Source organism: Mesorhizobium sp. C120A, from assembly GCF_030323105.1.
In the GTDB taxonomy this organism is placed as follows: Bacteria; Pseudomonadota; Alphaproteobacteria; order Rhizobiales; family Rhizobiaceae; genus Mesorhizobium.
On record NZ_CP100476.1, the window covers coordinates 5,982,410 to 5,995,489 of the forward strand.

The 13,080-nt window shown below is 57.5% G+C and carries 11 protein-coding genes and 1 pseudogene; 1 reads left to right on the forward strand and 11 read right to left on the reverse strand.

Features of this window, described 5'->3' with window-relative positions:
• Position 1: 1 nt before the first annotated feature.
• The 3 genes from NL532_RS29160 to NL532_RS29170 all read right to left on the reverse strand — a co-directional run bounded on the left by NL532_RS29160 (position 2) and on the right by NL532_RS29170 (position 4,908).
• On the reverse strand, positions 2-2,965 hold the full coding sequence (locus NL532_RS29160) for a TrlF family AAA-like ATPase (RefSeq protein ID WP_023829600.1): 2,964 nt from the start codon (positions 2,963-2,965) through the stop codon (positions 2-4).
• Positions 2,847-4,013, reverse strand: a complete 1,167-nt coding sequence (locus NL532_RS29165) for a hypothetical protein (protein ID WP_023829601.1) — start codon at positions 4,011-4,013, stop codon at positions 2,847-2,849. Before NL532_RS29165 ends, NL532_RS29160 begins: the two co-directional genes overlap by 119 nt.
• A gap of 541 nt (positions 4,014-4,554) precedes the next feature.
• Entirely contained in the window at positions 4,555-4,908 is a 354-nt protein-coding gene (locus tag NL532_RS29170; protein WP_245270344.1) for a plasmid partitioning protein RepB C-terminal domain-containing protein, read from the reverse strand.
• On the opposite strand from NL532_RS29170, the gene NL532_RS29175 reads away from it, so the two are divergent.
• A complete protein-coding gene (locus NL532_RS29175) occupies positions 4,889-5,197 on the forward strand; it encodes a hypothetical protein (RefSeq protein WP_155923848.1) in 309 nt (102 codons plus the stop codon). The two genes, NL532_RS29170 and NL532_RS29175, sit on opposite strands and share 20 nt — an antisense overlap.
• Before the next feature lie 148 nt (positions 5,198-5,345).
• Here the strand turns inward: NL532_RS29175 and NL532_RS29180 are convergent, their stop codons facing one another.
• The 8 genes and pseudogenes from NL532_RS29180 to NL532_RS29215 form a co-directional block, all read right to left on the reverse strand.
• On the reverse strand, positions 5,346-6,935 hold the full coding sequence (locus NL532_RS29180) for a glycoside hydrolase domain-containing protein (protein ID WP_023829605.1): 1,590 nt from the start codon (positions 6,933-6,935) through the stop codon (positions 5,346-5,348).
• A gap of 361 nt (positions 6,936-7,296) precedes the next feature.
• Complete coding sequence (locus NL532_RS29185) at positions 7,297-9,027, reverse strand: amidohydrolase family protein (RefSeq protein WP_081731035.1); 1,731 nt, start codon at positions 9,025-9,027, stop codon at positions 7,297-7,299.
• Positions 9,028-9,522: 495 nt separating this feature from the next.
• On the reverse strand, positions 9,523-9,654 hold the full coding sequence (locus tag NL532_RS29190) for a hypothetical protein (protein ID WP_023829607.1): 132 nt from the start codon (positions 9,652-9,654) through the stop codon (positions 9,523-9,525).
• A gap of 29 nt (positions 9,655-9,683) precedes the next feature.
• The gene (locus NL532_RS29195) at positions 9,684-10,130 is read right to left on the reverse strand and encodes a hypothetical protein (RefSeq protein WP_023829608.1); all 447 of its coding nucleotides are present in this window, start codon (positions 10,128-10,130) and stop codon (positions 9,684-9,686) included.
• A complete protein-coding gene (locus NL532_RS29200; RefSeq protein WP_155923849.1) occupies positions 10,120-10,887 on the reverse strand; it encodes a hypothetical protein in 768 nt (255 codons plus the stop codon). Before NL532_RS29200 ends, NL532_RS29195 begins: the two co-directional genes overlap by 11 nt.
• A gap of 141 nt (positions 10,888-11,028) precedes the next feature.
• Positions 11,029-11,220: a hypothetical protein gene (locus NL532_RS29205; RefSeq protein ID WP_031203404.1), complete on the reverse strand. Its 192-nt coding sequence runs from the start codon at positions 11,218-11,220 to the stop codon at positions 11,029-11,031.
• A 795-nt stretch (positions 11,221-12,015) separates the two neighbouring features.
• Positions 12,016-12,219 (reverse strand): annotated as a pseudogene (locus NL532_RS29210) (caspase family protein); the annotation flags it as partial.
• A gap of 15 nt (positions 12,220-12,234) precedes the next feature.
• Positions 12,235-12,891, reverse strand: a complete 657-nt coding sequence (locus NL532_RS29215) for a caspase family protein (RefSeq protein ID WP_245270348.1) — start codon at positions 12,889-12,891, stop codon at positions 12,235-12,237.
• Positions 12,892-13,080: the final 189 nt, after the last annotated feature.

Consider the following 13,080-nt stretch of genomic DNA (forward strand, 5'->3'; position numbering starts at 1 on the left):
CTCATCGATCGAGACGGACGCGAAGTCGCCGTGCGCGCTCCTTGAAGGCGCGGTCGCCACCTTCCAGGATGTCGCAGACATGCTTGCGCATCTCCGCGCTTTCGAGACCACCCGACAAGTAGCGAATGGGTGGCAGCTTGCCAGGCGTATGCGTGCCGGAAAACGCGACGATGACCTGGTCGGCATCCGTGTTGACGACGAGGTTCGCGTTGTGCGTCACCATGATGACCTGGCGCACATTCTTCGCGGCGATGAACAGCTCGACCAGCTCGTCGAAGATCGACTTCGGATCGAGGTTCTCCTCCGGCTGGTCGATGATTAGCGGGCGGTCATCGCTGTCGTCCAAGGCGAGATATAGCAGCAACAGGACGATGCCGCGCGTGCCTGGAGAGAGCTTGCGGATATCAACGGCTTCGTAGTCGATGCTGTAGATGATCTCGATATGCCTGCTGCCATAGAGCCATTTGGCGAACCGCCTCAACCAGGAGCGGTAATCCGCTTGCTGTGATCGCGGCACCTCGGAGAGATCGAGAAGCTCGGCTTGGTGGGCCTGACGAAATTCCACCATCGCATCGGCTACGGCTTTCGGATCGCCCGATTCCCACGCCGGCTTCAGCAACGCGTTGGCCCAGGTCTCCAACGTGCCCACGCCTTTGAAAGGGCCGGTGCGCCGCTTGTCGAACAAGCCTTCGCCCTCAGTCGCCCAGCGATGAACGTCCGCATGGCGAGACACCGAGAACGATAATTTGCGCAGCGTGCCGGACGCCTGCGCGAGGCGATCCATGAGCGGGCGATACAGCGCATGGAGCACTTGCTCTTCCGCGACGATGGACACGAAGACTCGCAAATAGGCCTGCTCTCGATCGGACTGAAGTTGGGTGGTCCGCACCGCGGCGCCTTCGCAATCCGCCAGCGCTTCCTTCAGGCGCTTCAGTGCAGCGTTCTCGTCCCCGATCTTGGAGGTTATCGTTCGCAGGCGATTGGCGGTGTCGGTATCGATGTTGATGAAGCGCTGAATACGGCCGATCTCAGCCTCAAGTTCGCCGAGCGACAATCGCATCAGGTCGGCATCGTCGGCTACATAAGGCTCCTGGTCGCTCGCCTTACGTGGCATCTCCTTACCCCGCCACCCGGCCGTTGCCTGCTCGGCCTTGGCCAGGCGCTCGGTCAATGTCCCATCGACATTCCCGGCGTAGGTCTGCCGGAATACCTCCCATGCGTTGTCATCCAGATGCGCGCCGACAAAGTTCTGCTTGGTCATCCGCAGCGCCATCGGCGCACGGTTGGTCCGGAAATCCGACACGTCGTTCTGCAAAGACCGCAGGGCTTGGCTCTCCTGCGACCACAACCGCATCTGGGTCCGGGCGTGATCGGCCGCTTCGGTCAGTGCGTTCAGCCGCGCGATACGTTCCGCGCTGCCGACGGTCACCAATGTGTCTCGGCTTTTGATGTAGCCGGCGATCAGTGCTTCGTTCTGAGTGATTTGCGACCTGAGGCCGGTGATCTGGCGTTGCTTCTCGCGTTCGAGCCCGATCTGGTCGGAGAGGGTCGCGATGGCGTCCTCGTCGCGGCTGCGGTTGTCGCGCAACACGGTCGTCCTCAGCTCCAGCAGTTCGCCGAAATCGGTCGCGCCGTCGCGTTGAAGCGTGCTGTGGGCTCCAAAGATGACCCGCTCGATCTCGCTCAGCAATTCGTCCTTGAGCCCGTCGGCCGAGCACAGCTCTTCGACGAATTTCTGTGAAAGATAGCGCGCCCGCGGATAGAGCGACGGATCGAAGGCATCGTCGAGCAAAGGGCGCACAGATGGATCCCCGGTCTCCCAGTTCAGCCGGACGCCGACGCCGTCGAGATGCTCACTGGCCCGCACGATAAACGACGCGTTACTCAAGCGGCCGTCCGTGGCGTCGCAGCCCGCCGCAATCGCATCTGCGAGCGCGGTTTTGCCCGAGCCGCGCGCACCAATTATGGCGACCAAACCCGGATTGAGGGCGAGCCTAGGCGTCTGTGCCCAGTCCGCACCCATCAATTCTATCTCCGCAATGACACGTGCGGGGGTGGCCCGAAGCGGGGGATGAGGGCCGACATAGGCCCGACCGGCGGGATCGATATAGGCTTGGCGCAACGCATCGAATTCCATCGTGCCCTTGATCCAGGAATAGCGGTCGCCCACGGGTTTGGCGACGGTAGCTTGCTCATGCGCGTCGCTGCCGTGCAGACAGGGCTTGCAGCCGTCGTATCGCTCGCGAAGCACGTCCTCTCCGACGCCGCTTTTCCGCCCCAGCCAGAAATCGCGCTGCGCCGGACTGCTGGCAAAAATGACGTGCGCGAACTTCTCGATTTCCTGCCGCAAGGTTGCGTCATTGGCATCCCGGATGCCGGAAGTGCCATCGGTTTCGGCCCCTGCGACGGCGATCAGGATGTTTTCTTTCGCCCAATCGCTCTTGCCGTATTCTTCGCGCAACTTCCCGAAGTTGACTTTAAACTGCGAAGCCCCGTGGCGGAACGCGGTCCGCTCGTCGCTCAGCTCCGGCTTGGATTTCCGGCCCAGTTTCGCGAGGTCTTCTCGCGTGCAGGCGAAGTTGTCGCCAAAGGCTTCGAATCTCAGTCGGCTGAGAAATCGCTCCACCTCCGCCACATGCTTCGGATCGTCGGGGCAGACGAGCAGGTGGATGTTGGTCCAGCGTTCTTTCACCGTCGCCACGTCGAGCCGGAGCTCGACATTGGGGAAAACAAGCGCAACCTTTGGCAGGCGGCCGTTCTCCCTCATCTCCCGGACGACGTCCTGATAGGTGTCGGCGCAATAATAGTCTGTCACCGCGATCGCGCGGATAACGGGCATCGCCTGTTCAAGGTTGGTTAGATAGTCGCCCCAGGCGTTCGGGCCTTTGAACTGGTTGTTGAACAGGGTGCCGGGCGCATGGATATGCGGCTCCCATCGATGCCATTCGGAACCGCGATTGATCATACACCCCCTGTTTTTCTTCCTTCTGGTTGTCTTGCGAAGCCGCGTCCGTTGCGGCCAGCGGCGGATCGGCCGGGAAGTCGACACCCGAGACGAACAGCTTCACGGTGTTTCCTTCGATGAAGATGCTGTCAGCATCATTGGTAATGAAGCCGGTGGCTGCGTCCCGGCTTCCCCTGATCCGCCCATGCGGCGTGTCGAAGGAAACTGCCTCGCAGATCGCGTAGCCGTAGCGAACGAAGTCGGAGCCGTAGAGGCCGTCCGTGCCCTTCGGGTAGCTCGCGAACCTCACCACATTGTAATCGGGCTTCAGGAGGCTAACGAAGGCCTTCTCGGCGTCGGCGACGATGCGCTTATGATCGTAGGCGCCGCTGAAATCCTCTTTCTCGAAGTCATGCTCCGGTTCGAAGGTCGTCATGATCAGCGGCTGGACGTTGAACAGGAACAAATAGATTTCGTCGGTCACCCGCGCTCCGGGATAGCGCTGGGGCTCGTTGCCAAGAATCGCCGTGCGGGCCTTGTGCCCATTGCTTATGAGGCGGTCGAAGCTGTCTCCGACTTTGGCGATGCCGACATAGAGGAGATCGTAGGTCGCGGCCTCGCGGTAACGATCGAAGCGTTGGATACCGGCGCGACCCCGTGACCGATTCCAGATCAACTTCTCGGTCGTGAACCACTCCAGAACGTTAGAGCCGAGCTCGCCGATAGGTCCGTCCCAGACCCTGATACCCTTCTCGCCAGCTTCGATCCAAAAGGATTCGGCTTCCGATAGCCCAACGGCCGGCAGGTCGCGGATGCGGATCTCGACGGGGTCGCGGAAATCGTCCCCAATCGCGAAGTCGAAGGTTATAACGTAGGTGTCGGGGTCGATGACGAGGTTCAAGTATTTGGCTTCGGCGCGACCGGCGATCACGTAGAAGTCGCTCTGCCTGAACAGCGCCTCAACCTCTGGATCATTTTGAAGCCAGACGGCCTCCTGATTGGAAATCGGCGGATAGACCGTTTCCAGGATGGTTAGCTTGGATTTTGTGCTCGTGGCTCGTTCGGACATGATCAACAGCCATAGTTGGAGACGAAGCAAAAAAGTCCTAGGCGTGTTGCCCGCGCGCAGTGTATCAGAGCAAACAATACTGGTTCATTATCGTATAGCTAAAATGCATACGTAGCGAGCCGGGGTCGATAGCTGAGATCGCCCGGCCGACCATCGCAATGGCAGCGAAAGAAGCGGCGTGTTTCTGAATGACCGGCATGCGGCGCGAAGCGGCCGTTCAAAACATGGTACTTGGAAGTCGTGCCGTCGCGCTATCGGGCGCAACGTGCCAAGGGGTCGATCCCTTCCAGAGCCATGCAAAAGCCGAATCTAGTATCCTACTTTGTCCATGAGCACCCGCAATTCGGACTGCGAAGCGACCCAGAAAGTTCGAAAAGCTTCCGGGAACCCCAGTCGATCGCGAATTGTAGAACTATCTGACGACCGGTTTGGGGCCCGACGCGGACCGATGGCATTGCAGTTACCTGCCATCGATCGATTTGAAAGTCGCGTCGCCTCGACATCGAAGCAAAGCCGCCGTCGCTGCCATGCGCCGTGCGGACTAGCCAGGACGTATGATGGTTACGCCAATCCACTCATTTGGGCGCGGCATCGCCAAATTGTGAAACTCTTCGAAATGGCACGGAAAATTGCGCGCCAGATATCGCACTACCCTGGCATTATCCATCAGTCGGTCAAAATAGCGACTGGCCACGACCAGTATCAGGCTCACGGAGCCACGTCGCTCCACAGCGCTCAAAAACTCACTGCTTAGCCCGCCAAGTTCAGCCGTCATCGCGCCCAGTTGGTCTTCAGACACGTTGGCAATCATCGCCGGATCGAAACCCTCGGCCAGCAGCGGGCGCGGCGTAAAAGCGACAAGGATCTTTGCGTACGTGAACGTGACCCGCTCCATAGCAACCATCAGCCGGGCAATTTCCAATCCCGTCAGGACCCGTCTTCGACGAAAGCTTATCCACGGCAACCGGGAGGAGCTTCGCAATGCTCGCCATATCGTCGGCAGCCCTCGTCGAAACTTCCTCTTCCTCGATTTTCTTTCGGCGACCTATCGACGGCTTTTCCTTGGGCTCCTCTTTGGCCGTAATGCGCACGATCGTGTCGCCGGCGACGACGACCCAGCCTTCCTCGCGTTGCTCGAAGAGCACCTGTCCCCCGTCGTGGAGCCCGCGCTGCGTCACGACTAGTGCGTCACGTCGCCGACGCGCGCCTCCGTCGCATCGTCTCGTAGTCATCCGTGTCGTCGAGGAACGGCACGATCTCCGGGTATCGATACAGGAGCGGCATGATGCTACTCCGAGCGAGCGACGCAAGGACGCCCGCGACTTGGGATTTCTACTCTTTGTTGATCCCGGAGATCATAATCTTGGCAGACCCGGGAATTGCCAAGCTTGGGTTGTTTGCTCCCTCTTCCGACGAAGCTCCTCCACCTATCCCCAAGGTAAGTTCGACCTTGTAGATGCCATCCGGGAACAAATAGGGTTTGTTGCTCACGGCCGTGCCGCTCGCCTCGCGTAGATCGGTTATGACATTCCGGAATGCTTCCACAAATCCAGTCTCGTCCGCCTGTGCATAACCGCCCTCATGCGGCTCGAAGGGTCCGACGTCGAGGCGCTCGCCGTACAGATCCTTCATACGCTTATCGATTTCCTTAACAGTATAAAGGCTCTTAGGGCCTGCCGCCTTTCTGAGCTGGACATGCGGCCAGTCCTTAAAGCTCGACCAATGCCCCCCTGCGTTAAGCCCGATCTGCTTGGTCTCGGCGAGGTCGGCGTAAACGTGATACCCTTTCACCCCGCCATGAACGGCATCAGGATCCCATTCGGGCTTGCCGTTGACTTCCCAGTAGCAATCCACCGCTTCGCCCCATTGGTGCCAACTCATGCCTGGTAGCGCGTTCGTCACATGCTGCCCTTTGGGTGCACTCGTCTGCTCAAGCACATCTGCAAGAAAGGGCGCGCCTTGCGCCCGAAGGGAGGAAACAGCCGCCTTGATCTGCGTAGCACTTCGCGATTGCTTCCAAAGCTTGGCCTGAACCTGAGGCGTTCTAACTCCGCCGGACGCCACCATCTTGACGCCCTGCTTCGCGCATTCCTGGATGAGCAAAAGGGTGCGGGCTTCCATGTCCGGATCGAGACCTTGTAGTGCACCCGCGGCGAGCAGGATTTCCCACTCTTCGTCAGCGGCCGCCGCAGTTGGCTTTACGAGAGCAACAAGACTGCTAAACGCGCCGAAATCTTTGCCACCTTGAGCTTCGTTATAGTCAACGCCGATCCTGCACAGGTTAGTGGACGGGTACTTCTGCAGAAGGCTCCAAAGATTGCTGTCTTTGAAGGCCCCATAACCGCTCCAACCAGTGGACTGTGCAAGCCATGTAAACTCAACAAGGCCCTTTTTGAGCAGCGTCGAGCAAGTTAGCCCACTTCCATACACGCCGATTTTGTAAATAGAGCCGGCAGCAGCCATTGAATCCCTGATACCTTGAAAGTACGGGACAATGCGCTGCTTTATGCTTGACTCGCTGACATCGAAGTCGATGGCAAAATAGATGGCTGAGCCGCTGGGCTGGCCGATCGCCTCACGCCCATACTTAATCGAATAGTCGGCATCCAACTTCCCAGATGCATAAGAAAAGAGCGAAAGGCTCGTTCCGATCTCATGGACGACCGCAATGCTCAGCTTTTCCGCAATAAGCTTTGTTGCTTCCGGTTCCCTGATGATTTTCCACGATCCCTGTGAGGCGCGACAATAATAACGTATGACTGTGTTTATACCCTCCTTCTTTAGGCACTTAGTGATATTTGTCGTTTTACTGCTGGCATCTATGATCGGAAATTTCCCTCCCAATCTCTGGTACTCGATTACAAATTCGTCATATTCATACTCAGAGATATCAAGATCGAGGCCCTCGAGCTCTGCTACCATAACTCATCCTCCCCCTTAACATTGGCGACGACAAACTGAACTCGCCACATTAGAAAGTCAAGATATGCATCTCGACTGCACTGATATGCATTCTCAGTGGATTTTGAAATATTGACCAACCATTTGATTTGCTTAAGAATTTCATATTTTGCTGCGGCGCACTAAGACAGCTAAGAGGTACTTCAGACTGCAAATTGCATCCTGCGTTGTATATTCATCAACCCGAGGCCAATTTCTGATCCCATTGTGGTTGTTCTGTTATGCCCTTTGCTTGCGCTTGCGAGCGCATTGTTGGCTTTCGGCTGGTTCGCTATCCGCGAGATGATCAACCACATGTTCCGCGAAATCCAATTTGAAGCGCTCAACCTGCATCGAAGGCCATCAGCCAAGCGTCAGGGAGGTGTCGTTTGGCGCAGTAGCGCTGCAAGCGACCGCGTGTCCTTTCTCCGCGACCCAAGCCCAGATACCGGACGGCGTTGCGCCAGTAGATATTCTGCAACTGGTCCGGCGTGAAGCCGGCGAGGCGAAGTTGCGCGTCGAGATTTGCGAGATAGTTGTTGTTGTCGAGTTCCTTGGCGATCATAGTCCAGTCGGTGCCGTACATCAGGTGGCGCACGTCTGGATCGTAAGCAATACGGAACGCTTCCAAACGGCGGCGGATCTCAGGGCGCTCTTCTTCTTGGCTATCCGGGATTGTCAGTTCGCTGAGATAGCTCAAATCAGCGAACAGAAAGTCACGACCATCGTCCTTGATCGTCTCACCGATAATTTCCTCCCACACTGGCCCAGAGTACTTATCTGCCTCGCATCTTAGTCCCTGAGGGGCATTGGCCCCAATGTCGAGTGCTTCGTCGAAGCCGCCGAAATGGGCAAGGTTGATTCGAAGGTGAGCATAGTTCGGCTTGGCAAGCACTTTGCGCCACCACTCGGGGCTTGCACGACGCCCATAGCCGCAAACTGAACCAAGGCTGTTTTCCGCATGCGCCATGATCGGCACATCTTCGGCCGCGCACCAATCGTATAGTTCCATAAGCGCGTGTTCAATGCTCTCCCCTTTTGGGCCTTCTGGCACTTTCGGAACGCCGAGCTTGCGGTTCTCAATGGGCTGAAATCCCATCGGCGGATAGAGCTTGACGCCAACGAAGCCGCAGTCGTTGATGGCATGCTTGACTACCTTTAAAACGTCGCGGTCTTCTGCCGAGCGGCGCGGATCGAAGCCCACCATGCTGTGCATGTGCATTCCGGTAGATTGCGCTATGGAAACCTGAAGCGCATCCATGACATCCACTTGTTCGGCGATGGACGAGATTGGCGGCTTGCCCAACCAACGATGCATATCGAGAAAGCTCGGCGTGATCATCTGCACGCAGCGCTTGTCTGCGAAGACCCGGATATATTCCCGCGCGATGGCCTCACGGCTGCCCAGCAGCAGACGAGCGAAATCTATATAACGTGCGATTTTCGAACCTTTGCCCTTTAGCTGACGGGCCACCTCAACCGATTTGGCTTTGTCGAGCGGCTCTCCACGTGCCTTGGCCGTCACAACGCCGGCTTCGGCGTAGATCTGGTTGAGCAGATCAGAGTAGTCGGGCTCGGCCTGGTCGCCGGCGATCGATTGAACGACCTTGTTTGGCGTGCGCTGGCTTTGATCAAGAGTCAGCAGTGCATCTGCCACTGCCTCGGTCTGGCGGTTGTCCAAGTGTTCGGGTGTTTCCATCGGCTGATGGCGGCGCAGATTGGCGGCTTCTCGCTTCGCGGTAATCGTATTGGCACTGAGGATTAAAACCAGCAACACAACCAGCGCGTCGACAATACCGCCCGCCCGGGCAACTTTTAGTTCCGGAATGACCTCTTCCCGGTGCTCGCCGAGCACGACATATCTGACAAAGCCTTCAACTGACACGTCCGAAGCGTTGAAGAGGTGGCAGTGGACATCAATGATGTTGCCCCGTCCATCTGCAACGCAGATTCCCGGGGGTAGCGGTCGCGTTACGCAGGCGGGCAGTATCGCGGCGGCTGCCGCACCACCCAGCCACTGTAGCAGTATCCGTCGATTTGGGATGCCCACAGCATCCACAACCAAGTTGCGCATTTGGCTGCCCCCTCGTTTCCCCAAGGTTATGTGCGTCAAAAAGGACCTGCTGTCGATCTGTCCGATCGCCCAGCATCACAGCTCTAATAGAGAACAATCGCCTGACGCGGGCCGATGCACAGCCTTTGGGGGAATGAACGTCTGCGTCCCAAAAATGGCTAGATTGAGCGAGCATAAAAGCAAGAGTTTCGCTGCGAACCGCGGAACGGGGTGTGGCACGTACGCGCCTGAGGTGCCACAACAGGAGTCGCGGGATCTAAGAGACAACAACCGCCGATATTGAGTTTGGAGGCGACTACCCCCATAACGAGATTCTCTCGATCGTCCGCAGCCACATCACCAATGCAGATGAGAAACTTCAGGTCTCAGTTCGTCGAGCGGACCGATCTCGCTATGAGCGGTGGGGCGACAATTCGCTCCTATCCGACGAGAAGTTGGAACTTTTCAACTATATCTTCAAAGAGCGGGAAAGGTTTATCAGACAGACCCGCTGGGTCACCAATTCCGAAACATAAGCCGGTCGCCGCTCTGCTCCAGCCACTCTTTGGCAGCCTTGTCGGCCTCCTCTTCCATGTTCTTCAACTGAGAAATCCGGTTGTAGATTTCACCCCCTTCGACCTCGAACACGGCAAGGGCACCGATCCAGTGGACATCGACTACGTTGCTGCCGAGGGTGGTTCACCTTGACCCGTGCTGCTCGGCTGTGGCCTTGTGAGATGGTCCAGCACCTCATCTAGGATCCGCTCCAGCTTGTCAGCCGGATAAGACAATCCAAATTTTCGGAGTTTTTTTATAGCGCGCTCAACGATACTAAGCTGGATATTTCGATCGGCTATAATGTCAGTAATTTTATCTACCTTATCGATAACATCATATATGGAATAGACGACAGAGCAGAACGTAACAATCTCATAGAGAAAAAGGTATATCGGCGCCCTCGGATTGTACTGGCCAGAGCGTGCTTTTATCGCCTCGCCTAATTTCGGATCGCCCTCATAGAACTCCGTCAGGAGGCGATCGAGCGACTGCGATGATATCGCACTGGCCGCCTCAGGGCGCAACGCCTTCACAATCTCTAGACATTGGTCGATTTCAGATGGCATGGTGACTTTCTCCCAGCATTTTTTGGATGGCCATGTCGAGCGTGAGCATCTTCCGGACGGCCTGATTGCGAGCGAAGATCGTTAGTATCACGAGGAGGGCGAATACTGTAGCCAACAGTCCGGTGGCGGGACGATGGATATCGGCATTCAGATAGATCCATAAGAACAATAGGCAGGCTGACGCATAGTGCGGCCAATTTGTCGGACGATGTCCGGCAAATTTCTCGACGGAAATTCCCCGCTCTAGTCTATTGAGATAGCCCGCGAGGTTAGCAACACGGGATTTGTTAATCAGTCGATCATATTGCGAAGTGAAGCTATTTGAATCGACAATTCGCTCCAGAAGTTTCCGAATCAAGGCCATCGCTAACTCCGGACTCTCGCGAGCGATATGAGTGAGCGCATAACCGTCTGCGAAGGTCTCGGCTGCGCTTTCGACTACGACCTTTCGAGAAAACACAAATGCGACAAGCAGCGTCAGCGCTATGGAGGCGCCGCCGAACCATGAGAGTCTAGCAACCGCGAGGCCAAAGACGCACGCGACGACTCCACTCAAGATCACCCATTTTGCGCCAACCCATATGACACCTCCCAACATAGATCCGTGAGCGATTTCGTGAAGCATAAGGTATTTCTGCAAGACCGGCATAGTCTTCATACTTAGGTCGCTGGCGATAAATAAGTACGAGTTTCCGAACATGTTAAAAGCGCATTGATAATCCATTAATCGACCTGTCGAATCATAAAGTATTGTCATGTTGCCCGCATTTTTCGCAAACGGTCCAAACCTAAATGCCCTATGCAGGTAGCCGTACTCTGTCGCCAGAACTTCGTTGGGGATGACGTCTGCGGTCCGGATTGAGTTCTTTTCGGAGTTGTGGACTATCCAATAGATCGACTAAAGGGACTTGGTCCCTTCAAAAATCGCTACCGCATTTGGAACAGATACAATGAAAAGGAACCCGGCAAACGCTACTGCCGCAGCGCTCCAGGTGGCGCTCGCTAACAAGTAGGCGAGTAGGGCTGCCTTCAGTTCGATAAAGGCCGGTTCGATGGCAAACCTGAGCAAAGCTCCGATGAGACGAACCATAAGGCGCTCCAAGCATGGATGGTCATGACCCCCGCGTGCGGGCTGCATTGAAAATCGTCCGGCATCGTTCGGCTTTGAGCAAGCTGAAACGCACAGAATTCATTGCGAAACCGCTCTGGACTTCATCGAACACGTTGTGGCACATACGCGATCGGGGAGCCACGCAGGAGTCGCGGGGGTCCCTGCAAAGACCATGAACGGACTGGCTGGTTGCATCCGGGTATGGTGGAATTGAAAGACGCGCTGGATTCAAAATGTAGCGTGTCTATCTGTCGGTTGCTTGAATGAATGTCGATCGACGCCCATGCGCTTTGGGTAGCCGTCGGACTGATGACGATAGAGGGCGCAACCGCTACCTGCCATCGCTGAACATCAGCAATGTCCGCTTTCGGGGAATGGTAACGCCCGGGCCTATGACCGACATTGGGCGCGTTCCCGCCTGGCAGCTTTGGGGCCGACTGCGGACTGTCCTCTTTCGGCTGTGAATTGGCGAATAGCTGCCATTAGATGCTGGTAGGAACCACCACTTTTGACCCCAAGTCGGATGCTTTCCTCAAGTTGTATCATGGTTTGATGATGTACCGCCGCCATCCCGTCTCTTTCCTCGAAGGCTAGTCGCCGCCGCCGATCGACAGACTGAAGAACATCGACGCAATCTTGCTCGCGGTTTCCCCAAAAGATATTGTCCAGCTGCGCCATTTGCTTGACCATTTCTGAAGCTGGACTTCCGTCTTCCTGCCGAAGGCATGCGACATTGGCTTGAACGAGACATCGCTGACCCCGGGGCCGAGCGGATTAGCGCAACGCCTTGAGCTCGCGGTGGGCAGGGAATTCGTCCAGTGCCGCGTCGATCACGCTCTCGCGCGAAATGCTGCCGCCACCGCCCAGGGAGATCAGGCGGAGCGCGGCGAACCACTGCGCTCGTCCGTTGCCGCTCAGCCTGAGGCGCGAGACGTCGCCCCCCGCCCGCAGCCAGATGTCCTGGTCCGTCGGGCCGAGCGGGAAGAGGTCCCCTCATGATCTGCTCGAGGTCCCGGTGGCGCTGATTGACGCCCGGCGAGATCGACTTGGTGCCGCCGAGCGCGAGTGCGACGGGGAAGTTCTCCTCAAGGTCGCTAGCCTTGAACACTGGGTGCTGCCTTCCCGGGACGGACTGCCTGACCGTCTCAGACACGTGGTTGAACAGGTCAAACCCGATGGTCCCGTCGCTGGCGGCGGTGGCAGCGCCCTTGAGGCCGGAGAGCATCGCGGTCGTGAACACGCTGTTCCGCTCGCGTCTGAGCACCAGAGACGTCTCGGTCGCACGCGACGACGCGAGCACAACCCGGCCTGTCCCCCGCGCCAGTTTCCGCAGAGACTTCTCGTCGAACCCTTCGTCGTTCCCGTCCTGCTATCATCGCCCAGGCCGGACTTAAGCGTGGCGGTGCCGGCGACATGGCACGCGTCGACGACGAGGATGACCCGCGGTGCCTTGATGGCGGCGATCGCAGCGGACAGCTCGGCCTCGCCGAGCGACGTTCCTGCGACGTCCGTGAGCTTGCAATCGTAGGGGAGGAGCGCGCTCGTCGCCTCGGCGCCACTGCCGATGCGCGCCCCGTGGCCCGAGAAGAAGATCGCGACGGTGTCGTCGGCGGTCGCGGTCGCCGCGAGGTAGGCAAGCGCTTTGCGGATGTTTTCGAGCGTGGACGCGTCGTCGGTGAGGACAGTGACGTTCGCCTCCGGATATCTGCGGCGGTCTGGTGTTCCAGCTTAGCGATGGAAGTCGTCTCGTTCGAACCGTGGTTCCGATGGCCTTTCAATCAGCGCTTGCCGGGATCATGCTTGCCGCAGACCTGGTCAAGCATAGTGCGGGTTTTCCGA

What these genes read in the sequence shown, in the direction of transcription:
- NL532_RS29160 (WP_023829600.1), bottom strand. Translation starts at nt 2,965, where the DNA reads ATGATCAATCGCGGTTCCGAATGGCATCGATGGGAGCCGCATATCCAT.
- NL532_RS29165 (WP_023829601.1), bottom strand. Translation starts at nt 4,013, where the DNA reads ATGTCCGAACGAGCCACGAGCACAAAATCCAAGCTAACCATCCTGGAA.
- NL532_RS29170 (WP_245270344.1), bottom strand. Translation starts at nt 4,908, where the DNA reads ATGGAGCGGGTCACGTTCACGTACGCAAAGATCCTTGTCGCTTTTACG.
- NL532_RS29180 (WP_023829605.1), bottom strand. Translation starts at nt 6,935, where the DNA reads ATGGTAGCAGAGCTCGAGGGCCTCGATCTTGATATCTCTGAGTATGAA.
- NL532_RS29185 (WP_081731035.1), bottom strand. Translation starts at nt 9,027, where the DNA reads ATGCGCAACTTGGTTGTGGATGCTGTGGGCATCCCAAATCGACGGATA.
- NL532_RS29195 (WP_023829608.1), bottom strand. Translation starts at nt 10,130, where the DNA reads ATGCCATCTGAAATCGACCAATGTCTAGAGATTGTGAAGGCGTTGCGC.
- NL532_RS29200 (WP_155923849.1), bottom strand. Translation starts at nt 10,887, where the DNA reads ATGACAATACTTTATGATTCGACAGGTCGATTAATGGATTATCAATGC.
- NL532_RS29205 (WP_031203404.1), bottom strand. Translation starts at nt 11,220, where the DNA reads ATGGTTCGTCTCATCGGAGCTTTGCTCAGGTTTGCCATCGAACCGGCC.